Annotated in this window: 13 protein-coding genes, 3 rRNA genes and 2 pseudogenes; 13 read left to right on the top strand and 5 right to left on the bottom strand. The window is 40.6% G+C overall.

From position 1 onward, the window contains the following. Nucleotides 1-32: 32 nt before the first annotated feature. The 5 genes from AC0VZ4_RS23985 to AC0VZ4_RS23965 all read left to right on the top strand — a co-directional run bounded on the left by AC0VZ4_RS23985 (nucleotide 33) and on the right by AC0VZ4_RS23965 (nucleotide 10,213). Entirely contained in the window at nucleotides 33-3,371 is a 3,339-nt protein-coding gene (locus AC0VZ4_RS23985; protein WP_475441841.1) for a type I restriction endonuclease subunit R, read from the top strand. Between the two features lie 830 nt (nucleotides 3,372-4,201). Continuing rightward, a 16S ribosomal RNA gene (locus tag AC0VZ4_RS23980) occupies nucleotides 4,202-5,737 on the top strand. Between the two features lie 297 nt (nucleotides 5,738-6,034). Beyond that, nucleotides 6,035-8,925 (top strand): 23S ribosomal RNA (locus tag AC0VZ4_RS23975). Between the two features lie 150 nt (nucleotides 8,926-9,075). Beyond that, nucleotides 9,076-9,190: ribosomal RNA gene (gene rrf, locus AC0VZ4_RS23970) — 5S ribosomal RNA — on the top strand. Together the 16S, 23S and 5S rRNA genes form the textbook arrangement of a ribosomal RNA operon. Before the next feature lie 387 nt (nucleotides 9,191-9,577). Beyond that, entirely contained in the window at nucleotides 9,578-10,213 is a 636-nt protein-coding gene (locus tag AC0VZ4_RS23965; protein WP_475441840.1) for a methyltransferase family protein, read from the top strand. Between the two features lie 36 nt (nucleotides 10,214-10,249). On the opposite strand, the gene AC0VZ4_RS23960 is transcribed toward AC0VZ4_RS23965, so the two are convergent. From AC0VZ4_RS23960 to AC0VZ4_RS23950, 3 genes are all read right to left on the bottom strand, one after another. After that, nucleotides 10,250-12,268 (bottom strand): EAL domain-containing protein, encoded by a 2,019-nt coding sequence (locus tag AC0VZ4_RS23960; RefSeq protein WP_475441839.1) that lies wholly within the window; start codon nucleotides 12,266-12,268, stop codon nucleotides 10,250-10,252. Between the two features lie 4 nt (nucleotides 12,269-12,272). Beyond that, nucleotides 12,273-12,713 carry a YfiR family protein gene (locus AC0VZ4_RS23955; protein WP_149604881.1) on the bottom strand — a complete coding sequence of 147 codons (441 nt, stop codon included), beginning with the start codon at nucleotides 12,711-12,713 and terminating at the stop codon, nucleotides 12,273-12,275. A gap of 99 nt (nucleotides 12,714-12,812) precedes the next feature. Continuing rightward, complete coding sequence (locus AC0VZ4_RS23950) at nucleotides 12,813-14,873, bottom strand: TonB-dependent receptor plug domain-containing protein (RefSeq protein WP_475441838.1); 2,061 nt, start codon at nucleotides 14,871-14,873, stop codon at nucleotides 12,813-12,815. A 474-nt stretch (nucleotides 14,874-15,347) separates the two neighbouring features. On the opposite strand from AC0VZ4_RS23950, the gene AC0VZ4_RS23945 reads away from it, so the two are divergent. Then, nucleotides 15,348-16,214 carry a diguanylate cyclase domain-containing protein gene (locus AC0VZ4_RS23945; RefSeq protein ID WP_008138150.1) on the top strand — a complete coding sequence of 289 codons (867 nt, stop codon included), beginning with the start codon at nucleotides 15,348-15,350 and terminating at the stop codon, nucleotides 16,212-16,214. 21 nt (nucleotides 16,215-16,235) lie between these two features. Here the strand turns inward: AC0VZ4_RS23945 and AC0VZ4_RS23940 are convergent, their stop codons facing one another. Next, nucleotides 16,236-17,135 carry a LysR family transcriptional regulator gene (locus AC0VZ4_RS23940; RefSeq protein ID WP_306725459.1) on the bottom strand — a complete coding sequence of 300 codons (900 nt, stop codon included), beginning with the start codon at nucleotides 17,133-17,135 and terminating at the stop codon, nucleotides 16,236-16,238. A 101-nt stretch (nucleotides 17,136-17,236) separates the two neighbouring features. On the opposite strand from AC0VZ4_RS23940, the gene AC0VZ4_RS23935 reads away from it, so the two are divergent. The 6 genes and pseudogenes from AC0VZ4_RS23935 (at nucleotide 17,237) to AC0VZ4_RS23910 (ending at nucleotide 22,186) form a co-directional block, all read left to right on the top strand. After that, nucleotides 17,237-17,869 carry an NAD(P)-dependent oxidoreductase gene (locus AC0VZ4_RS23935; protein ID WP_306725458.1) on the top strand — a complete coding sequence of 211 codons (633 nt, stop codon included), beginning with the start codon at nucleotides 17,237-17,239 and terminating at the stop codon, nucleotides 17,867-17,869. Between the two features lie 106 nt (nucleotides 17,870-17,975). Then, nucleotides 17,976-18,332: pseudogene (locus AC0VZ4_RS23930) on the top strand (galactose oxidase); the annotation flags it as partial. A gap of 104 nt (nucleotides 18,333-18,436) precedes the next feature. Continuing rightward, nucleotides 18,437-19,876 carry an IS66 family transposase gene (gene tnpC, locus AC0VZ4_RS23925; protein ID WP_475439674.1) on the top strand — a complete coding sequence of 480 codons (1,440 nt, stop codon included), beginning with the start codon at nucleotides 18,437-18,439 and terminating at the stop codon, nucleotides 19,874-19,876. 4 nt (nucleotides 19,877-19,880) lie between these two features. Then, a pseudogene (locus tag AC0VZ4_RS23920) lies at nucleotides 19,881-20,527 on the top strand (Kelch repeat-containing protein); the annotation flags it as partial. Next, nucleotides 20,524-21,240, top strand: coding sequence for an SIR2 family NAD-dependent protein deacylase (locus AC0VZ4_RS23915; RefSeq protein WP_008138141.1), 717 nt, complete (start codon nucleotides 20,524-20,526; stop codon nucleotides 21,238-21,240). The pseudogene AC0VZ4_RS23920 and the gene AC0VZ4_RS23915, both read left to right, overlap by 4 nt. 148 nt (nucleotides 21,241-21,388) lie before the next feature. Next, entirely contained in the window at nucleotides 21,389-22,186 is a 798-nt protein-coding gene (locus tag AC0VZ4_RS23910; protein ID WP_007379040.1) for a response regulator transcription factor, read from the top strand. 87 nt (nucleotides 22,187-22,273) lie between these two features. On the opposite strand, the gene AC0VZ4_RS23905 is transcribed toward AC0VZ4_RS23910, so the two are convergent. Continuing rightward, nucleotides 22,274-22,876, bottom strand: coding sequence for a LysE/ArgO family amino acid transporter (locus AC0VZ4_RS23905; RefSeq protein WP_475441837.1), 603 nt, complete (start codon nucleotides 22,874-22,876; stop codon nucleotides 22,274-22,276). A 95-nt stretch (nucleotides 22,877-22,971) separates the two neighbouring features. On the opposite strand from AC0VZ4_RS23905, the gene AC0VZ4_RS23900 reads away from it, so the two are divergent. Next, complete coding sequence (locus AC0VZ4_RS23900; protein WP_007379089.1) at nucleotides 22,972-23,865, top strand: LysR family transcriptional regulator ArgP; 894 nt, start codon at nucleotides 22,972-22,974, stop codon at nucleotides 23,863-23,865. Nucleotides 23,866-23,867: the final 2 nt, after the last annotated feature.

Here is a 23,867-nt window from a genome sequence, read left to right as displayed (position 1 = left end):
ACATGAATAAACCAGCGGACGGTGCTAAATAGATGAAATTTACTGAAGCCAAATTAGAACAAGCGGTGGTTGAGCTATTAGGCGAGCAAGGCTACCCGCATTTATTGGGTGGTGAGCTTAGCCGCAATAATAGCGATGTATTAATTAAAGAAGACCTCCGTGCTTTTTTAACCAAGCGTTACGCTAAAAATAATATTACCACCGGTGAAGTAGACTCAATTATTGCAAAGCTTGAAAAGCTACCTGCTAGTGATTTATACGAAAGCAATAAAACCTTTTGTAAGTGGTTGAGTGATGGCTTCTTACTTAAAAGGGAAGTACTTACACGTGAGCGTGGAATGGTGGCAGGCAGTGCGGCGCAAAAAGATTTATATATTCAACTACTCGATTACGACAACGTTGAGCAAGGTATTAAAAGTAGCCTAATAGCAGGCAGTGCGATGGCACAAGCTGCTTTAGATAATGTGAATGAAGCGAGCGTTACCTACCTGCAAGACGGCAATATTTATCGCTTTGTTACCCAGTTAGAAATACAAAGCCCCACAAGCTACGACAATATTGAACTGCGTATTCCCGATGGCATTTTATATGTGAATGGTTTACCACTAGTTGTGTTTGAATTTAAAAGCGCGATACGCGAGCAAGCCCCTATTTTTGAAGCGTATGAGCAGTTAACGGTGCGCTACAGACGCGCTATTCCGCAGTTGTTTGTGTTTAATACCTTGTGCGTTATAAGTGATGGCGTAAACAACAAAATGGGCAACTTATTTGCGCCGTATCAGTTTTTTTACTCGTGGGGCAAAGTAACGGGGCAAGAGCTAACCGCACAAGAGGGCATAAACTCATTACATACCTTATTGCAGGGCCTGTTTGATAAAGCGCGTTTGCGCGATGTAATGCGCAACTTTGTGTTTTTCCCTGATTCTGACAATAAAAGCGCGGGCAAAAAAGAGATAAAAATAGTGCCGCGTTACCCGCAATATTATGCGGCTAATAAGTTGTTCGAAAATATAAAACGGCATTTAAAGCCAATAGGCGATGGTAAAGGCGGTACGTACTTTGGTGCAACGGGTTGCGGTAAAAGTTACACCATGCAATTTTTAACGCGCTTGCTGATGAAAAGTGTTGAGCTTAAAAGCCCGACCATTATTTTAATTACCGACCGAACCGATTTAGACGATCAACTCTCGCAGCAATTTGGTAATGCTAAAACCTACATTGGTGATGACACGGTAAAAACAGTCACCAGCCGTACTCACTTACGTGATTTACTAGCTGGGCGGAACAGTGGTGGTGTATTTTTAACTACCATTCATAAGTTCACCGAAGACACTCAGCTCTTAACCGATCGCACTAATGTTATTTGTATTTCAGATGAGGCGCATCGTAGCCAAGTTAATCTCGATCAAAAAATTACTATTACCGACAAAGGCGTGAGAAAGACCTTTGGCTTTGCAAAATACCTGCATGACTCATTGCCAAACGCCACTTATGTTGGTTTTACTGGCACACCAGTAGACGCCACACTGGATGTGTTTGGTGAAGTAGTTGACTCGTACACTATGACTGAGTCAGTCAAAGATGAAATAACCGTACGCATTGTTTACGAAGGGCGCGCCGCCAAGGTGTGTTTAAACAACAGCAAGCTGGCAGAAATAGAGGCCTACTACAAAGAATGCGCCGATGCAGGCAGTAACGAGCTGCAAATAGAAGACAGTAAAAAAGCCACTGCGAACATGAATAGCATTTTAGGCGACCCAGACCGTATTAAAGTGTTAGCAAAAGATTTTGTGCAGCACTACGAAAAACGTGTTGAAGAATGCTCAACGGTTGCCGGCAAGGCAATGTTTGTGTGTAGCTCACGCGGTATTGCTTATCAGCTGTATCAAGAGTTAGAAGAATTACGCCCACATTGGTTTGATGTAGTTGACTCTTTAAACGAGAAGGACAACGCGCAAAACTTATCGGATACCGAGCGAAAGCGTGCTATTAGCGAAGGCCGTATTGCAGCCCCTTCTGAAAAAGTAAAAATGGTGATGACCCGTGGCAAAGACGACGTCGCACGCTTATATAATTTACTGGGCAGTAAAGACGAGCGTAAAGAGCTTGATAAGCAATTTAAAAACAAACATTCGAACTTCAAAATAGCCATAGTGGTCGATATGTGGCTAACCGGTTTTGACGTGCCATTTTTAGACACCATGTACATAGATAAACCACTGCAAAAGCACAGCTTAATACAAACTATTTCGCGGGTTAATCGCCAGTTTGAAGGTAAAAATAAAGGCTTGGTAGTCGATTACATTGGTATTAAATCTGAAATGAATAAAGCGTTAGCGCAGTATTCAAAAACAGACGAAACCAACTTTGAAGACATTACCGCGTCGGTTATAGAAGTAAAAAATCACTTAGCGCTACTTGCCCAGTTATTTCATAAATTTGACAGCAGCCCTTACTTTACCGGCGAAGCCGTTGCACAGTTAAATTGTTTAAACTACGCCGCCGAGTTTGCGCTTATTACCGAAAAGCGCCGAAAACGCTTTATGGATTTAGTTAAACGTTTAAAAGCCGCTTACGATATATGTTGTGGTAGTGAAAAAATTAACGAACATGAGCGTAACCATATTCACTTTTATCTCGCTATTCGCTCTATTATTTACAAGCTAACCAAAGGCGAAGCGCCCGACACCGCGCAAATGAACGCCAAAGTGCGCGAAATGATAGCCGAAGCCCTGCAAAGCGACGGCGTAGAAGAGGTATTTAAACTCGGTAATGAAGACTGTGGCGAAATCGACATTTTTAATGATGACTACATCGCTAAAATAGAAAAAATAAAACTTCCCAATACCAAAATAAAAATACTGCAACAAATGTTAGCTAAAGCCATAGGCGAGCTTGAAAAAGTAAACCAAACCCAAGGTATCGACTTTACTAAACGCTTTGAATCGCTGGTACAGCGCTATAACGAGCGAAAAGATGATGACATATTGGTAAGTAACGTACTTGATGAGTTTTCAGACACTATGGTTAATATGATTTACAGCGTACGCGACGAAATGAACGCCGGCGACGAGCTAGGTATTGATATTGAAGAAAAAGGCTTTTACGACGCATTAAAAATGCTCGCGGTTAAATACGACTTTGATTACCCCGAAGATAAGTTGATTGAGCTCGCCCAAGCGGTAAAAGTAATAGTGGACGACAAAGTTAAATTTGTTGATTGGAACCACCGCGAAGATATTAAATCATCACTAAGAGTAGAGCTTATTTTAATACTGGCTAAATTTAAGTATCCGCCAATTAGCCACGACGAAGTGTACAAAGAAATATTTGAACAAGCACAAAATGTAAAAGCGAATAAAGAGAAGTAAAACATAAAGCGGACGATGTTCAATAGCTAAGCGAATAATTGGTAGTGTTTAAAGTTGGTATCTGTTCAGTAAACTTGTGAAAAGAAAATTCAATTGAATTTCATAGATACAGTTTAAGCTACTTAATTAGCTTAAGCTCAATGATCAATACATTATAATGTCAGCTTTGTTATTGCGCTATTTTAGTGGCGCTATAGTAAAACACTTATTTAATGCAGTAGTGATAACCGCACAGTTAGCATAGCTCTGCAGTGTTATTTATAGAGGTGTTTTTAAGTCCCCCTGGGATTTGTGTACAAATTGGTTGTTTAATGGGCAAAAAAGGCGATGCAGCCCTTTATTTGTATAGCTTTCATACTAAATTCATTTAATTGTCAAAAAGCTGAAATAAAACATTGACCCCCGCTCGAATCTCCCTATAATGCGACCCCACTGAGACGGGAAAGGCCAACGCATAGCGAGGCACGAACTACTTAGAGAGTTAAATAAAACTTCGGTTTTAAATCTTCCAAAAGAAAGTTTAAAACAAAGTATTGACTCGAAAAATAAAGGGTGTATTATTCGCATCCCTTGAGGCGCTAAAGCGACTCAAAACGTTCTTTAACAATATAAAGCAATCATCTGTGTGGGCACTCGTACAGATTGAGTTCTAACAGCCAAACTACTTACTCTTTATGGGTAATTAGCGAGGCAAACAAATTAGAGTCTCAATTGAAAACTGAGTGACCAACAGAATAGTTATTTAGGTAATTATTCGGCACAGTCAATTCAATATCGAAAGATATTAAAAATTCAGAATTCATTGAGCTGTCGAAAGACATAAAACTTTTTAATTGAAGAGTTTGATCATGGCTCAGATTGAACGCTGGCGGCAGGCCTAACACATGCAAGTCGAGCGGTAACAGAAAGTAGCTTGCTACTTTGCTGACGAGCGGCGGACGGGTGAGTAATGCTTGGGAACATGCCTTGAGGTGGGGGACAACAGTTGGAAACGACTGCTAATACCGCATAATGTCTACGGACCAAAGGGGGCTTCGGCTCTCGCCTTTAGATTGGCCCAAGTGGGATTAGCTAGTTGGTGAGGTAATGGCTCACCAAGGCGACGATCCCTAGCTGGTTTGAGAGGATGATCAGCCACACTGGGACTGAGACACGGCCCAGACTCCTACGGGAGGCAGCAGTGGGGAATATTGCACAATGGGCGCAAGCCTGATGCAGCCATGCCGCGTGTGTGAAGAAGGCCTTCGGGTTGTAAAGCACTTTCAGTCAGGAGGAAAGGTTAACGGTTAATACCCGTTAGCTGTGACGTTACTGACAGAAGAAGCACCGGCTAACTCCGTGCCAGCAGCCGCGGTAATACGGAGGGTGCGAGCGTTAATCGGAATTACTGGGCGTAAAGCGTACGCAGGCGGTTTGTTAAGCGAGATGTGAAAGCCCCGGGCTCAACCTGGGAACTGCATTTCGAACTGGCAAACTAGAGTGTGATAGAGGGTGGTAGAATTTCAGGTGTAGCGGTGAAATGCGTAGAGATCTGAAGGAATACCGATGGCGAAGGCAGCCACCTGGGTCAACACTGACGCTCATGTACGAAAGCGTGGGGAGCAAACGGGATTAGATACCCCGGTAGTCCACGCCGTAAACGATGTCTACTAGAAGCTCGGAGCCTCGGTTCTGTTTTTCAAAGCTAACGCATTAAGTAGACCGCCTGGGGAGTACGGCCGCAAGGTTAAAACTCAAATGAATTGACGGGGGCCCGCACAAGCGGTGGAGCATGTGGTTTAATTCGATGCAACGCGAAGAACCTTACCTACACTTGACATACAGAGAACTTACCAGAGATGGTTTGGTGCCTTCGGGAACTCTGATACAGGTGCTGCATGGCTGTCGTCAGCTCGTGTTGTGAGATGTTGGGTTAAGTCCCGCAACGAGCGCAACCCCTATCCTTAGTTGCTAGCAGGTAATGCTGAGAACTCTAAGGAGACTGCCGGTGATAAACCGGAGGAAGGTGGGGACGACGTCAAGTCATCATGGCCCTTACGTGTAGGGCTACACACGTGCTACAATGGCGCATACAGAGTGCTGCGAACCTGCGAAGGTAAGCGAATCACTTAAAGTGCGTCGTAGTCCGGATTGGAGTCTGCAACTCGACTCCATGAAGTCGGAATCGCTAGTAATCGCGTATCAGAATGACGCGGTGAATACGTTCCCGGGCCTTGTACACACCGCCCGTCACACCATGGGAGTGGGTTGCTCCAGAAGTAGATAGTCTAACCCTCGGGAGGACGTTTACCACGGAGTGATTCATGACTGGGGTGAAGTCGTAACAAGGTAGCCCTAGGGGAACCTGGGGCTGGATCACCTCCTTATACGATTTAGAACTTATTTGTTCGTAGTGTCCACACAGATGATTGTTAATTAGTGCTTGTTCTTCGGAATAACTAATTAATATGCTCTTTAAAAATTTGGAAAAGCTGATAATAAAATTCTGATAGATACATTGTATTTATCAAGAGTTTTCAAAAGTAAAAAACAATGGTAGCAGTACCATTGAGTGCCATTTAGTTAACTCTTATGAGTTGATTGATTGGTATCTACTTTAGTATTCAATATTGACTTCTGGCGAAGTTAAACTGTCACGAAACAAAGACCCGTTTGGGTTGTATGGTTAAGTGACTAAGCGTACACGGTGGATGCCTTGGCAGTTGGAGGCGATGAAGGACGTATTAACTTGCGATAAGCCTAGTCAAGCTAGTAAAAAGCGCTTGAGACTAGGATTTCCGAATGGGGAAACCCACCTGCTTGCAGGTATCGTTAACTGAATACATAGGTTAACGAGGCGAACGCGGAGAACTGAAACATCTAAGTACCCGTAGGAAAAGAAATCAACCGAGATTCCGAAAGTAGCGGCGAGCGAAATCGGAACAGCCCTTAAGCTCATTATGTGTTAATGGAAGGCTGCTGGAAAGCGCCACGATACAGGGTGATAGTCCCGTACATGAAAAGACATTTTAAGTGAAATCGAGTAGGTCGGAGCACGTGAAACTTTGACTGAATATAGGTGGACCATCATCTAAGGCTAAATACTCCCAACTGACCGATAGTGAACCAGTACCGTGAGGGAAAGGCGAAAAGAACCCCTGTGAGGGGAGTGAAATAGAACCTGAAACCGTGTACGTACAAGCAGTAGGAGCCCACTTGTTGGGTGACTGCGTACCTTTTGTATAATGGGTCAGCGACTTATATTTTGTAGCGAGGTTAACCGAATAGGGTAGCCGTAGGGAAACCGAGTCTTAACTGGGCGACTAGTTGCAAGGTATAGACCCGAAACCCGGTGATCTAGCCATGGGCAGGTTGAAGGTTGAGTAACATCAACTGGAGGACCGAACCCACTAACGTTGAAAAGTTAGGGGATGACCTGTGGCTAGGAGTGAAAGGCTAATCAAACCGGGAGATAGCTGGTTCTCCCCGAAATCTATTTAGGTAGAGCCTCGGACGAATACTTACGGGGGTAGAGCACTGTTAAGGCTAGGGGGTCATCCCGACTTACCAACCCTTTGCAAACTCCGAATACCGTAAAGTAATATCCGGGAGACACACGGCGGGTGCTAACGTCCGTCGTGAAGAGGGAAACAACCCAGACCGCCAGCTAAGGTCCCAAAGTCATAGTTAAGTGGGAAACGATGTGGAAAGGCCCAGACAGCCAGGAGGTTGGCTTAGAAGCAGCCATCCTTTAAAGAAAGCGTAATAGCTCACTGGTCGAGTCGGTCTGCGCGGAAGATGTAACGGGGCTAAACTATGCACCGAAGCTGCGGATTCAGAATTTATTCTGAGTGGTAGGGGAGCGTTCTGTAAGCGGTTGAAGGTGTACCGGGAGGTATGCTGGACGTATCAGAAGTGCGAATGCTGACATGAGTAACGATAATGGGAGTGAAAAACTCCCACGCCGGAAGACCAAGGGTTCCTATCCCATGTTAATCAGGGTAGGGTAAGTTGACCCCTAAGGCGAGGCCGAAAGGCGTAGTCGATGGGAAACAGATTAATATTTCTGTACTCGATATAATTGCGATGGGGGGACGGAGCAGGCTAAGCAAGCATAGCGTTGGTAGTCTATGTGAAAGTGAGTAGGGCGTTTGTTTAGGTAAATCCGGACGAACACTAAACCTGAGACACGAGACGAGTCACTACGGTGATGAAGTTGCTGATGCCATACTTCCAGGAAAAGCCTCTAAGCTTCAGATTATATGGAATCGTACCCCAAACCGACACAGGTGGTCAGGTAGAGAATACTAAGGCGCTTGAGAGAACTCGGGTGAAGGAACTAGGCAAAATCGTACCGTAACTTCGGGAGAAGGTACGCTCCTATCTGTGATGAGACTTGCTCTCTAAGCGGACGGGAGCCGCAGTGACCAGGTGGCTGGGACTGTTTATTAAAAACACAGCACTGTGCAAAATCGCAAGATGACGTATACGGTGTGACACCTGCCCGGTGCCGGAAGGTTAATTGATGGGGTTATCCTTAGGGAGAAGCTCTTGATCGAAGCCCCGGTAAACGGCGGCCGTAACTATAACGGTCCTAAGGTAGCGAAATTCCTTGTCGGGTAAGTTCCGACCTGCACGAATGGTGTAACCATGGCCACGCTGTCTCCACCCGAGACTCAGTGAAATTGAAATCGCAGTGAAGATGCTGTGTACCCGCGGCTAGACGGAAAGACCCCGTGAACCTTTACTACAGCTTGGCACTGAACATTGAACCTACATGTGTAGGATAGGTGGGAGACTTTGAAGCAGCGACGCTAGTTGTTGTGGAGTCAACCTTGAAATACCACCCTTGTAGTTTTGATGTTCTAACGTTGGCCCCTGAATCGGGGTTACGGACAGTGCCTGGTGGGTAGTTTGACTGGGGCGGTCTCCTCCTAAAGAGTAACGGAGGAGCACGAAGGTTGGCTAAGTACGGTCGGACATCGTACGGTTAGTGTAATGGTAGAAGCCAGCTTAACTGCGAGACAGACACGTCGAGCAGGTACGAAAGTAGGTCATAGTGATCCGGTGGTTCTGAATGGAAGGGCCATCGCTCAACGGATAAAAGGTACTCCGGGGATAACAGGCTGATACCGCCCAAGAGTTCATATCGACGGCGGTGTTTGGCACCTCGATGTCGGCTCATCACATCCTGGGGCTGAAGTCGGTCCCAAGGGTATGGCTGTTCGCCATTTAAAGTGGTACGCGAGCTGGGTTTAGAACGTCGTGAGACAGTTCGGTCCCTATCTGCCGTGGGCGTTTGAGAATTGAGAGGGGTTGCTCCTAGTACGAGAGGACCGGAGTGAACGAACCGCTGGTGTTCGGGTTGTCATGCCAATGGCATTGCCCGGTAGCTACGTTCGGAACTGATAAGCGCTGAAAGCATCTAAGCGCGAAGCAGGCCTCGAGATGAGTTCTCACTAGACTTTTAAAGTCTCTGAAGGGCCGTTGAAGACTACAACGTTGATAGGCAAGATGTGGAAGTGGTGTGAGCCATTAAGCTAACTTGTACTAATTACCCGTGAGGCTTAACCATACAACGCCAAACGCGTTTTATGTGATAGTGAAGCAAGCGAAGAAGTTAATATGACTAAAGTAGATATTACTTAGAAAGACTTAAAAAATATTATCAGATATTTTCCAAATTCAGTTAGTGCGCAGAAATACGTATTAACGCCCAAATTTGCTTGGTGACAATAGCGTTTTGGACCCACCTGACTCCATGCCGAACTCAGTAGTGAAACGAAACAGCGCCGATGATAGTGTAGCATTTGCTATGTGAAAGTAGGACATTACCAGGCTTCAAATTAAAGAAACCCGTTACAGCAATGTGACGGGTTTTTTGCTGTTTGGGATTTAACAAATAGCCAAGAGCTCATGCCGAACTCAGTAGTGAAACCAAAGCTTCGACCGATAATAGTGTAGCATTTCACTGTGGCTCTCCACCGCTGTGGGCAGCACGACATTCTACTGCGTAGCGCACCGACTTAACATTGTAGAAAGCCCGAATTTAACGATTCGGGTTTTTTTACTTCTGCAGAAAAGTGGATGGATAATACATGGTATCATTGGTAAACTTATTTTAATCTTTTATGCCGATTTAGCTGACTTTGCTTGTTAATTAACAGTATGAACACTAAAATTAATTTATAGTATTAGCTAAAAAATAATGTGTGTGAGCTCCCTCAATGAACTATCAACCCTTTATAGATGACTCAGTATCCCTAATAGAGTTTACACGTATTTACCTCGCTATTTTCTATACATTTGTGGCGGGATTTTATACTTATAGAATTATTTATAAAAATCGAACCACACCCTCTGGCGTTATTTTTCCTGGTCAGCAGTATTGCTCTAGTTGGTGGAACCATATGGCGTTTAAATTTTTCAGGGCTGCTATTTGGTTTGTGTGTGTTGTGAGAGTTTTTATTCCTGAATTAGATAATTACTTAGTATTATTTGAACCTTTAAACGGTTGGCCTGGGGTCATGTTTGGCAATGTATTACTGAGTGCTGGGTTTATATTAAGTATGTTTGTACATTTTGATATGGCATCACTTTGGCGCTCAGGAATAGATCCTAATGGGCCAAAGGAGCTAAAAACAACTGGACTCTATGACTATTCTCGCAACCCTATGTATTTAGGTGTTGCAGTGGCTCAAATTGGTTTCTTTTTAGCATTGCCGTGTGTATTTAGTCTGATATGTTTGATTGTAGGGGTTACCGCTTTATATAGACAAACTTTAGTAGAAGAAGAGCATCTATCGCAATCTTTTTCAGAGCAGTATCAGTATTATAAACAACGCGTACCTCGCTGGTTGTAATAAAGATACTACCCACATACAAGCTGGTATTTAATTTTAAAGTAATACTTTAGACTTTACGTACTTTTCAATAAAGCTTTGTTTAGTGATTGGTTTTGAAAATACATAACCTTGAATATAATCACATGCTAACTGCTTTAATAGTAAGTATTGATACTGGGTTTCTACCCCTTCAGCGACAACCTTTACACCTAAATTATGTGCCATTGTTATTATTGCCTTTATAAGCGCTATGCTGTTTTCATTGGTTTCTATATCTCTAATAAAAGAGTGATCAATTTTTAGGATATCGATATCTAAGCGTTGAAGATAGGCAAGTGATGAATAACCGACACCAAAATCATCTATTGCTATATCAATATTTTTTGCGTTAAGCCGCTTTAATTGACTCTGTATTAAAGAATCAGGATCCATTAGCGTGTTCTCTGTAACTTCTATGAGAATAGTATGGGCGGGGAGTTTGTATTGCTCACTTGCTTCTAGCCATTCATTTACCCAATTACCAGCACGATCAATCTCAAGTGGTGACGTATTTACGCTAATTTGTATAGGTGTTTCGCAAAGTAGATTAAATTGAACAGTATCTTTAATTGCTTGTAGTTTTACCCACTGGCCAATATCGCTTATTAAGCCATTCTTTTCAGCGATTGGTATAAATTCATTTGGGCCAATTAGACCTCGCTCAGGGTGATTCCAGCGTATTAACGCTTCGGCTTTGGGTACTGATGTACCATTAATAGAAAAAATGGGTTGATAATAAAGCTCAAATTGACTTTTTTTAAGGGCAGTATGTATTTGTTCTATTAAACGGCGCTTTTCGATTGCTTGTTCTTCCATAGCATAAGTGAAAAATTCGTAGCGGTTTCTACCTTTATGTTTAGATAAATACATTGCTTGATCAGCTCGCTTTACTAAGTCTTCTACTGTTACCCCATCCGTTGGATAAAAAGTTAAACCTAAACTTGCAGTCACATACACCTTTTCTTTTTTTAGATGAATACACTGGATTAAGCTACTTTTTACTGCATTTGCAACCTTACTTGCGCTCGCTTGATTGTCTACTCCTTCTAGAATAAGAGTAAATTCATCACCGCCTAGTCTTGCTACAGTATCGTTAGCTGTTGTGCAGTTTTGTAATCTAACTGCGACTTGATGTAACAGTAAATCGCCATAGTCATGTCCGAGACTGTCGTTTATTTCTTTGAAGCCATCTAAATCAATAAAAATAAGGGCAAAAGTTATATTTTTTTTGCTAATTAAACTTTGTAGTTTTTCGTAAAAGTAACGTCTGTTAGGTAGGTCTGTTAGGCCATCTTCATATGCATATTGGTGTAATTGGAAATTTGCATTTTCAAGTTCTTTAGTACGAAGCCGAACTTGATTTTCAAGTGAACTTTCTCGCTGTTCAATCGTGTGTAACATATCGTTGAAACAGGAAGTAAGTTCGCCTACCTCATCTTGCGAGAGCTGTTTTGCACGTAAGCTATAGTCATTCGATTTTGTTATTTGGTTAGCTGTTTGTGCCAAATATAATATAGGGTTTAAAAACCGACGTCTGAGTAATAAGGATAATAGTAAGCTCACAATAAATGTAAATATCACCAAAATAATAAGAAACTTACTATAAAATGCCACTCTATCATTAATGTAGCTATCATTAGCCCTAATTTTGAGCTCACCATAGCAATGAGAATCTAGCTCTAAAACGGTACTTATTTCTATACTATGTTGTGCTGTTTTAGAAAGAGAATTGGCGATAGCAAGTGGTTTACCATCTGAATTACTCACAATCACAGATACTATATCTGAGCGAATAAGCAGTGGGTTAATAAGTTCTTGTATTGCTTCTGCATCGTCAAACATAAGCGCTGTCGTTATATTAGGGGACAACATTTTAGAAAGAGATACTAAACTTTTTACTTGCTCTTCTTTCGCGCTACTTATTTCATAGGCACTAAATACGATTGTGACTGTTGCGGTTGATACGAGGGCGACACACATTAAAATGACTAAAAGTTTTTTGCTCATTGTGTTTAATAAAAATAGTTTTTTCATTGCATTACCTATCAACAACGCGAGCAAGGCGTAATACTTTTGAACTCATTGTAATACCTACTTCTTTAAGCTTTTTAGGCGCTATTTCGAAACGAATTTTACCACTTGAAAGAAAAAACCTAATGTGTCCGCCATTTTTAATAAAACCTTCAGTTTCACCTATAACCATAATATTGTCATAAGGAAAAACCTTTAGGTTTTCCCAATTAGCGACTGTATTGACGGTTATAAAAAGCATATCACACGATACGTTTGATATATCGTTGAGAGCAATATGTTTATTTTTTAAAGGTAATCCTTTTACTATTCGTTCTTTTAAAACAATGTCTGCTAACTCAATAAAGTGTTTATCAGGGCTGCATAGAGTAAAAAAATTGTCTTTTTGAGGAAGCGAGTGCCATTGAGAAAATCTGGCAAAATTATATAAGAAGCCTGCTTTAAGCATGTATTCCTTTTCCATTGCATTACAATTCGCACTAAATAAAAATACAAATATAATTAAGGTACGATGGATTAAACTTTTTGACTTGAGCATGTTATAAACTTAAAACGTAGTCATAATTGTGAATGTAAAAGATTCATCAATATAATTGGGTATAGTATAGGTTTCGTTTGTATTACCATATTCGATGTGAGAACTTGCTAATAAATTTTTACCTGAAAGCGCAGTTGACCACTGTTGGTTTATCTGCCAATTCCAAGTCAAATCTAATGCTGCGTAGTTATCTGTGTTATACGCATTAGAATTTTCTACTCGTAATGTAGAAAATAGAGAATGGCCGTTAAATAGAGTGTAATTTGCTTTTGCAAATACCTGCCTATTTGTTGAATCAAACCCAACCACAGAGCTTGTGTCATAAGGTAAGCTATATTTAAAGTCTGTATAACTGTACCCAAGCTCTGTGCTGAGAGTATCCATAGGTTGCCAAGATAAAACGACATCAAAACCTTTTGTTGTTGTTTTTCCAACAGAGATTAAATCAAGGTTGATTTGAGTTGTTGTAAGCGCTTGAGCTGCTTGTGGGATCTCTCCCGATCGAAACAGAGCGAGAGCAGGCAAAAATTGTTCAAAATGGGTGTTTAAGTTAATAACTGCTACGTTTTTACCACGCGTGTTATAAGCGGAAAAGTCCATTGACCAATCGTTATCGGAAAATCGGTAACCTAGTTCGTGAGAGATATAATTCTCAGATTTCACTTTATCGTTACCATTTAAAAAAGTGGCGATTCGATATTCATCTATAGCTACCAGCCCTGTACTTGTGCCAAGTACATCAATAACTTTGGTTCCATTAAGTTTAAAGTTATCGTTAAACTCAATAAGCGTGGGGATTCGTACACTTCTGGATATAGCGCTCCAAACAAGATGATTCTCGATTGGTTTGTAAACTAACCTTGCTGAAGGTTGGTTTTCCCACCCTGTTAGATCATTATGATCTAATTTAGTGCCAATTATAAAATCGAGAGTATCAGGGGTAAAGTTATATTGAGCTTGAATAAGCCCACCATACTGCTGAAGGTTATCCAAATCTTTATCACTATCTAAAAAGACACTTTGTGCAAATGAAATAGTGTTATAGCGGTAGTTTAATCCCCAATCAAACTGTAGTGACTGGTAAATAAAATTCATTTGGTAGTCAATATCTATCGATTCGAAATGCTCTTTTATGTAGGCTTGAGATCCATTTTGTTTGAGCCATGATACCTGTAACATCTGATTGGCATTGCCTGATATTCTGTGTTCTAAACGGGCCATCATACGTGAGTCGATACGCTTTAAATCATCAGAAAATGCAATGTTTTCATTTGTAGCATCAACTACACCTCGGTAGTTTTGGCCTAATTTTGAATGCGTAACATCGCCTTGAAATAAACCCGACAATTCATCATTAGGTGTATAGTCAGCACGTATACCAAAAGAATATTGTTTCGTAATATCATTTGGTTTGAGTCTAGCTCCTTTTTTAGATGCATTTGCATGTTTTGCATGGCCATAAATTCGATAACTGCCTTTATTACCAATATCGTTTCCATAACGAAAATTTGTATCGACATTTATTTGATTGCCGGTGGTTGCTGTTGCTAATGTGTCACGAGTATCAATACTATTTTTAGTAATAATATTGATAACACCATTATTTGCGTTACTTCCCCATAAAAGCCCACCTTGCCCTCGAATGACTTCTATGCGTTCAATATCGTACAAAGGAACATTGAGTGTTTCCCAATAAACAGCTGCAAATTTTGGTGTATATAAACTTTGGCCATCGATCATGACTAATAACTTGCTAGAAAAGCGAGAAGCAACGCCTCTCGAAGAGATAGCCCACTGGTTATTATCGAGTTGTCTAACAATAAGCCCAGGAACCATTTTTAGTGCTTCAGGTACAGACATAGCACCAGAGTTAGTAATTTGCTCTTTACTTAAAACATAAATAGAGGAGGCTGTATCAAATGCTGATTGAGTTCTTTTCATTGCTGAAGTGACTTGAACATCCATTCCCATTAGGGCATCAAGGTCAAGGTTTTCGTAATCAAATTGCTCAGCCATTAGTAAGGGAGAAATAAAGGTTAATGGCCATAAAAAGCGTTGTGATATTTTCAATGAGGTGTCTCCTACACAATCCAAATTCAAAAACAATCGTTGTTTTTGTAAAGCATCTGTTATCACATGATATTAACATAAATTAATGATGTAAAAGCACTTTATATTATTAATAAAATTGATTTTGGAATTTTTTTAGTTCGCTCAAAATAATAAACGTCTTGGGCCAGTTGACCTTTCAGAATTAAAATTCATTCTATCTCGGGGCTATTTTATCCGGTTACTAAATTGGAAAAAGCAAAATACAGATCCTATATTTTAACTCTGTTTCATAGGTAATCATCAAGTATAAGTAGTTTTGAGCCGTCATGGTTTAGCAATGCGTTATAGGCTTAATTATTACTCGCTATTTATATAGATGGCGCATTATTAAAATGTGAGTGAATATATCGTTTCTTTAAAGCTATTTTTTGCTTTTGTTGTAGGGGTGTCGAATACTGGATTTAGCTTCATTAAACCTAGAGGCAAGCAGGTATGATAAAAAGTGGGTTAGTGGATTTACAAGAAGTACTTGATTTAATGCTTGATGCTGTTTGTGTTGTAGATAAGCAAGGTACATTTGTTTTTGTTAGCGCCGCGTTTGAGCGAATTTTTGGTTATTCAGCCAATGAAGTTGTTGGTAAAAAAATGATTAATTATGTCTATTCTGGAGATCATCAAAAAACGCACAATGCAATTGCTTCGCTTTTATCAGGAGAGTTAATAAACCCTCGTTTTGAAAATCGTTGGCTCAGAAAAGATGGACAATTAGTCCACATACTATGGTCTGTTCGCTGGTCTGAAGAACATCAAGTAAGAATTGCAGTGGCTCACGATATTACCGAGCGAAAAGAGATGGAAGAGCAGCTTTATTACATGGCAGGGCATGATGCATTAACGGGTTTACCAAACCGTTCGTTATTAATGGATCGATTGCAAAAAGTAATTGTAAAAGCTCACCGAGATAATCTATTTTTTTCACTACTGTTTATTGATATAAATGGCTTTAAAGCTGTAAATGATACTTATGGTCATAACGTTGGTGATAAGTTGTTGCATAGCATTGCACAGAGGCTGTCGAATGTAATGAGGGAATATGACACTGTAGGGCGTTTAGGTGGGGATGAGTTTTTAATTATTTTAGATAATTTAAAGTCACCAACCGAAAGTGTTGTTATTAGGCGTAAAATTTTAGCTCAATTTAAGGCTGAATTTCAATTGGATGAATTAAGTCTCAATATCTCTCCTAGTATTGGTATTGCCAATTACCCTAATGATGGACAAACTGATCATCAACTCATTAAGTATGCCGATCAAGCTATGTACAAAATTAAAGGCGAAAATGTTGCTAAAGTTATGTAGTCATTTTTATTAATTTAATGCCTATGCTGAACTACTTTTTTTAATATCTTGTTGCCAATTGAGTGCTAAAAAATCAATAAATGTACGTACTAACGTTTGCTGATAACTTCGTGATAGGTACACCGCCCATAGGCTATGGCCAGGTGAATAATAATGCGGCAAGACTTCTACTAGCTCGCCATTTTTTAAGTGTTTATTTGCTAAATCGCAAGGAATATTAGCAATTCCCATCCCCTTAATTGCCGCTTTAACTAAAATGCCCATTTCGTTTGATTGCAAATTCCCCTTAATTGCAACTTTTTGATCATTTGTTGCCGATATTATTCGCCATTTTGTCGCACTACTGTGCACTAGGCAATTATGATTTAGTAAGTCCTGAGGTTTAATTAAGGGGGGCGACTCAGCTAAGTAGTTTGCCGAGGCACATAACACACCATCAATATGCATTAGTTTACGGGCAATATGTTGATCATCAGGTTGTTCAATATAGCGCAGTGCCACATCAACACGTTCGTCTACCAACTGTGATAAGTTATCCGAAAGTACAAGCTGAACATTTGTTTTGGGGTGTAGTTGTAAAAATTGCTCCACTCTTTCAAATAATAAATTTTGACCCAGCCCAATAGGCGATGCAATTCTGATTGTACCAACTAGTTCATTATTATGGCTATGAGCACGACTTTTTAAATCAGAGACTGTACTGAGTATTTGTTGGCAGTAAATTAATGCTTCTTCACCTTGAATAGTTAAACTTACTTTACGTGTTGTGCGATGAAATAATCTCAACGATAACCACTGTTCTATTTCTTGTACGTGACGAGTAACTTGTAAGCGGCTTAGATTTAAGTGCTCAGCAGATTTAGTAAAGCTACCACAGCGGGCAACTTCTACAAAGCTTGTAATTGCAGTAATTTTATCCATTAGTAACTTATTATGAACTAATATATATCGTAACAGTGTGTTTATCACTTAAAAGTGTGCAAGTAAACTAACTTCATTAACTCAATAATAGGATACAGATAATGAAAGTAGCAGTTTTAGGCGCAACAGGCTGGATTGGCAGCACAATCGTACAACAAGCAACTAAGCGCGGTTTAGAAGTGGTCAGCATTGTACGTGACGCAGCGAAAATAACAGATGATACAACTGCCGTTCGCGTATTTGATTTACAAAGCCAAGATAATATTGCTTCAGTACTTAAAGGTATAGATGTACTTATTGCTTCAGTGGGCGGACGTGCAGTAGGTAATCATGAATTAGTTGCACAAACCGCAGAGCGTTTATTAACAGCATTAAATGGAACAAGCACGCGTTTGATTTGGGTAGGTGGTGCGGGTAGCTTAGAGGTTGCACCAGGGGTAACACTTGTATCAACACCTGAATTCCCTGCAGATTACAAAGATGAAGCACTCGCACAAGGTGAAGCATTAAATGTATTTAAAACGACCACTAGTTCTGCTTCGTGGACTTTTGTAAGCCCTGCTGCAGTAATTTATCCTGGTGAAAGTGAAGGTCCTTATCGTATTGGCGGAGATCAGTTTTTTACAAATGAAGCTGGTGAAAGCAAAGTATCAGTCACTGATTATGCAATAGCATTAGTTGACGAAGCACAAAAAGCTGCACACTTAAACCAACGTATCAGTGTTGCTTATTAACTTATATTAAGTTTAAAGCATTTGATTATTTAGATGCTAAGCGCTGGCTCCTAAGGGCAAAATAATTTAATCTGAGAGTATTAATCCCTATTAAATTATTTGTCTTATGAGCCTTCTTTTCTCGCTTGCGTTAGCAAGTCTTCCTGCTTTACCTGAGCCTGTTGCAAATAATGCTGTGGCTAAAGTTATTATTAAAAATCAGCCTTATTTTTTAAGTTTTATGGGATTAGGCCGCGATAAACAGTACTCGTCAGTGCATAACAAAGTGTGGGCGCTTAAAGTTGGCGATTCACAGTGGCAATCTAAAACTGGTGTGCCTTCAAGCTTGCCATTAAAAGGGCGCTTAGCAAGTACCGCAGTTGGTTTAGGTGAGTACGCCTATGTGTTTGGCGGCTATACAGTTGCAGAGGATCATACTGAAGTTTCAAGCCCCGACGTATATAGGTACGACGTAATAAAAGAGTAACTATTCACCATGGTAAATTATTTTCAAAGGATCTTTTTTAACTATTGACCGATCCCGCCAGTATGCCAAGCTAGGGCTATGACCTAATAGCCCTAGCTTCAATGAATTTAAACAGCATCAACATCGACGAAATCGTTGAGAAAACCAAAGCTCAATTACAAGAAGGTAAAACTCTCACGCCTGCGCTGAAGATGTCTATTGAACTCATTCTGGTTGTCGTTGTTATGTTAGCAAGTAAATTAGGACTTAACAGTAACAATAGCAGTATCCCGCCATCAAAAGACATCAACCGAAAAAAACAAAACAAAGAGAAATCAGCCAAGTCAGCGGGTGGTCAAAAAGGCCGTGCAGGTAAAACACTAACCCAAACACAGACGCCTGATGAGATCAAAATCATCCTAGTTGAACGTGATTTTTTACCGAAAGGTCACTACCGTGAAATTGGCTTTCAAAAACGACAGGTTGTCGATATAGATATCAGGAAAGTGGTCACTGAATACCAAGCACAAATTCTGGAAAATGAGCAAGGTAAGCGTTTTATTGGTGAATTTCCAGAAGACGTTAACAGTCCTATTCAATATGGGGTTGGTGTAAAAGCCCATGCAGTTTACCTATCCCAATATCAATTACTCCCTTACAACCGCATTGAAGAATATTTTTGTGATCAACTCGGTATTCCAATCAGTGCGGGTAGTTTATTTAACTTTAATGAACAAGCAGCGGCCTTGGTAAAGTCCTCCGGCGCAGAAGCCGCGCTCAAGAAAGCCCTGAAAACGACTTATCAAGCCTTACACGTTGATGAAACGGGGATTAATATAGGTGGTAAACGACGATGGCTTCATGGTGCATCAACGACGTGGTGGACGTATTTTTACCCGCATGAGAAAAGAGGGAAAATAGCGATGGATGACGCCGATATTTTACCTCACTTTACTGGGGTACTATGCCACGACCACTGGAAACCGTATTATCAATATACACAGTGCCAACATGCCTTGTGTAATGCACATCATATCCGAGAGTTAGAAAGGGCATGGGAGCAAGACGGTATGCAATGGGCAAAGGATTTGCAAACCCTACTGACTGAAATCAATAAACATCAAATAGATAACCCCGAGCTAGATGCAGACACAAAAGCTCACTATATAGAGAAATATCAACAAATATTGGCTCAAGGTGACATTAAATGCCCTCCACCGGATAGAAACAGCCGAGTAAAAGGCCAGCGAGGCAGATTGAAACGAACAAAGTCTAGAGCGTTGTTAGAGCGGTTAAGAGATTATCAAGATGATGTCTTACGGTTCATGACGGAAACAGCGGTGCCTTTTAGCAACAACCAGGGTGAGAATGATATTAGGATGACCAAGGTTCATCAAAAGATATCTGGGTGCTTCAGAAGCATGCAAGGTGCAGAGATGTTTTGTTTAATCAGAAGCTACCTCTCGACTTGCAGAAAACAGCATGTATCAGCAAGCCTAGCCCTTGAGTTACTCTTCAAAAATCAGTTACCTGATATATTTATTGAAAATGTGGCTGAATAGTTACATAAAAGATACCTACACTCATCTTGCAAGCATGCCAGTACCCGTAGACGATAGCGTAGCGCTGAGCTACAAAGCGCTTGGCATAACGACGGCAACGTAAATTTAGTACAAGTATACGACACGCAAAATAATACATGGGAGCAAGCCTCACCATTTTTAGGTGATCCCGTATTTGGTCAAGCTGCCGCTATTAGCGGCAATACAATTGTTGTGTGTGATGGCGTTAAAACACAAGCCAATCCTGATTCGCGTCGCTCGTTTGCAGGCGTAGCACAGTGCTTAAAAGGTACAATAGATTCAACTAATCCACAAAAAATAGATTGGCGCACATTGCCACATCCAACAGGTTCCGCCCACTATCGAATGGCAGCCACCAGCTATAATGGCAATATTTATATGTTGGCAGGTTCTAACAATCCATATAATTACAGCGCAATAGGCTACGACGGTAAACCTGCACCAGCAAGTGATCATGTTTGGCGCTTTAATATCGAAAAAAATGGATGGCAGGTTTTATCACCGGTTGAGGTAAAGAGTATGGATCACCGTGGTTTACTTGAACACAATGGGGTTTTATATCGAATTGGCGGTATTGACAATAAACAGCAAGTAAGTACTAACGTACTGGGTTACGAGGCTGAAAAGTGAACACTCTTTACATCACAGGAGCTGGAGTAAGCGCAGCCAGCGGTATTCCAACCTTTAGAGGGGAGGATGGTTACTGGACCATCGGCAGTAAAAATTATACACCTATGGAAATGGCAACGCGCGCAATGTATAAAAACGCACCGAAAGAGTTTTTAGCGTGGTATTACCATCGGTTTGCAACGTATCGCAACCATGGTCCAAACGACGTACACCATTGGCTGAGTGATAAAAACCTAATTACTCAAAATATAGATGGGCTTGATGGCAAAGCCGGTAATAAAAATTACATTGCTATTCATGGCAGGCTCGATCAAATGACGCTATTTCACCATCAAGGCGATGATGTAACCCCGTTTGCCGCTCCGTGGGAAAAGGTAGATGAAAGCTGCCTGCACGACTCCTTATTTGAAGTGTTTAATATTAAAAACCGATCACCTGAGCTTAATTATTCTTTTAAACCCTTTGTTTTATTGTTTGATGAGTACTACACCGAGCTTTATAGAATTAGCGAAGCGCAAAAACGCATGAGTAATGCCGATAAAATTGTATTTATGGGGACTTCGTTTAGCGTTAATATTACGCAAATGGCGATAGAAATAGCGCGTGATTACAACATTCCCATTGAAGTTGTAGACCCCGAACCGGCTCATATTTTACACCCCAATGTGAGTTATAAAAAAATGACTGCGCTTGAGTATATTCAAAATAACTAAATTAAGTTGGTGATTATGTGTGATAAATACGCTATTTATTTTACAATTTTATAAAGTATTTCTCCTTCGCTTGTACATTGTTGATCTATAATCTTAACTTATACATTAATCGTCATACTGTAAACATAACAACACTGAAGAGATGTAAATGAGTGATTTAACAGCAATAGCAAACTTATCAATATTATTAGTAGAGCCTTCAGATGTTCAACAAAAGCTTATTATAAAATCACTGACTCAGTGTGGTGTAAAGCAGGTTGAAAAAGCAACATCGCAAGAACAAGCACTAACAATGCTTAATAGTTACCAGCCTGATTTAGTTATTAGTAGTATGTACTTTTCAGACGGTACCGCTGATTCCTTACTACAAAAAATCAGATCAAATCCACTAACAGAAAACCAAGCATTTATGTTGGTGTCGAGTGAGCGTAATAAAAAGTACTTAGAGCAGTTAAGGCAGTCGGGTGTATTAGCTATTTTGCCTAAACCATTTAGTGCTGAAGCTATCACGCGCGCACTTAAAGCTACTTTAGATATTATTAGTGAAGAAGAAGTTGAGCTTGAACACTTTGATATTACTTTATTACGCGTACTTGTAGTTGATGACAGTCGCTTTGCACGTAAACACATTATTCGCGTACTTGCGGGGATGGGGATCCCAGCACCAGTAGAAGCTGAAGATGGCAAACAAGCCATCGAACAATTAAATACACAGTCATTCGATTTGATTGTTACTGATTATAATATGCCTGAAATGGATGGAAAAGAGCTAACCGAAACCGTCAGAGGGTCAAACACTTACTCACATATCCCTATTTTAATGGTGAGTTCAGAAGCAAACGACACTCACTTAGCCAATATTGCTCAAGCTGGCGTTGATGCCATTTGTGATAAACCATTTGAGCCTGCAACAGTTAGAGATTTATTGTTTAAAATAATGTCTTAACTTATAAACTTAAGGCTAGCAGTAAAAATGCATTAGCCTGAGCAGATAAAACTAAAGCAGCGCTTGTTAAAAGTCGCTGCTTTTTTATTATTGGCTAGGTACGTTATAAAGCCCAAACGCCACAAAACATAATATAACTGCAATTGTGGTATCAAATATTCGCCATCTTAATGATGAGCTTAATATGCTTTTAAGTTTAGGAGCAAAAAGCACTAAAGTGCTGAACCAAATTATTGACCCAACACAAGCGCCAAGTGCAAAATGCATTGGGTTTGGTTGTAAAGCGCCAATATTGCCAAGTAATAACACGGTATCTAAATACACATGTGGATTTAGCAAACTGATTGCAAAGGCCGAAAGGGCAGTACTCCACCAGCTTACTTTTTCTACTTGGCTTATTTTTAAACCCGAAGTCCCTTTAATCGCTCGCATTGCAGATCCATACGCTAAGTATAATAGTATCGCAATACCGGCCCATGTTAACCAAGGCAGTAATCCTGGTAATAACTGCTGTAATTCATTTGCTGCAAATACACCTATTAAAATAAGAGTCGCGTCGCAAATAATGCATACCGTGGCTAAAACAAACCGATTAGCGCCAGCCATGCATTGGCTTAAAATCCAAATATTTTGCGCGCCAATGGCAATAATTAAACTTAGCCCCAGCATCACACCCGATAAAAACGACATACTATAAATCTACTCAACTATTCAATGCCTTGCAGGGTATTGGTAATTCTGTTACAAATCCAATGAATATATTTAGGGTTATATGCGTAAAACTCATGATTGATTATCAACTACTCAATGCACTGTCGGCGGTTATTAGTGAAGGCGGGTTTGAAAAAGCCTCTAAAAAGCTATTTATTACGCAATCGGCAGTAAGTCGGCGTATTCATCAACTTGAAGCCAAACTTGGAGAGCCTGTAATAATTAGGACGCAGCCACCGCGCCCAACCGCTCTTGGCAAGCGTTTACTTAATCATTTACAACAAGTCCTGCAGTTAGAAGTTGCTTTAAACGTAGATGCACTTAACGAGCACTCCAGCTTAAACACACCTCTTAGTGTAAAGTTGGCTGCCAATGCTGATTCACTAGCCACATGGTTGCCAGAAGCGCTAGCCGTGCTAGATACAGAATCTGATTGTAAATTTAGATTTGAAGTGATCTCAGAGGATCAATCTATCGCCCATAAAAGAATGAAAGACGGCGAGGTAATGGTATGTATTAGCTCATCTTCTGAGCCTGTAAATGGCGGGTTAGCGAGCCCATTAGGCGCTATACGTTACAAGGCAATTGCGAGTCCTGACTTTATTAAACAGCATAACCTCACTTCGCTTACGCAATTGGCGCAGGTACCTTGTTTAGTTTTTAGTGAATATGACAAGCTACAGCACCAGTTTTTAGCCGATATTAACGGCTCAACGCCAGAGTATATACATATATATCCCTCATCAGAAGGATTTAAACAAGCCATGATAGCAGGCCTTGGGTATGGCTTATTACCGACTTTGCAGCTTGGTGATTCCCTGCAAAAAGGGGAGTTAGTTGACTTATTTCCAGAGTATTATATTGATACGCCCTTGTATTGGCATTATTGGCAAAGTGAAAGCCCGCAACTTAAAGCACTGCGTAAGTTTGCAATGCAAGTTGCGGCTAACCGATTAGAACCAATTTAAAG

It is taken from the genome of Pseudoalteromonas sp. QJM3NY_22 (assembly GCF_056173065.1).
Note: the sequence above shows the minus strand (reverse complement) of the source record. Positions and strands in the feature narration are given on the sequence as shown.

Coding starts and splice junctions, on each gene's coding strand:
- AC0VZ4_RS23985 (WP_475441841.1), top strand. CDS start 33: ATGAAATTTACTGAAGCCAAATTAGAACAAGCGGTGGTTGAGCTATTA.
- AC0VZ4_RS23965 (WP_475441840.1), top strand. CDS start 9,578: ATGAACTATCAACCCTTTATAGATGACTCAGTATCCCTAATAGAGTTT.
- AC0VZ4_RS23960 (WP_475441839.1), bottom strand. CDS start 12,268: ATGAAAAAACTATTTTTATTAAACACAATGAGCAAAAAACTTTTAGTC.
- AC0VZ4_RS23955 (WP_149604881.1), bottom strand. CDS start 12,713: ATGCTTAAAGCAGGCTTCTTATATAATTTTGCCAGATTTTCTCAATGG.
- AC0VZ4_RS23945 (WP_008138150.1), top strand. CDS start 15,348: ATGATAAAAAGTGGGTTAGTGGATTTACAAGAAGTACTTGATTTAATG.
- AC0VZ4_RS23940 (WP_306725459.1), bottom strand. CDS start 17,135: ATGGATAAAATTACTGCAATTACAAGCTTTGTAGAAGTTGCCCGCTGT.
- AC0VZ4_RS23935 (WP_306725458.1), top strand. CDS start 17,237: ATGAAAGTAGCAGTTTTAGGCGCAACAGGCTGGATTGGCAGCACAATC.
- tnpC (WP_475439674.1), top strand. CDS start 18,437: ATGAATTTAAACAGCATCAACATCGACGAAATCGTTGAGAAAACCAAA.
- AC0VZ4_RS23910 (WP_007379040.1), top strand. CDS start 21,389: ATGAGTGATTTAACAGCAATAGCAAACTTATCAATATTATTAGTAGAG.
- AC0VZ4_RS23905 (WP_475441837.1), bottom strand. CDS start 22,876: ATGTCGTTTTTATCGGGTGTGATGCTGGGGCTAAGTTTAATTATTGCC.
- AC0VZ4_RS23900 (WP_007379089.1), top strand. CDS start 22,972: ATGATTGATTATCAACTACTCAATGCACTGTCGGCGGTTATTAGTGAA.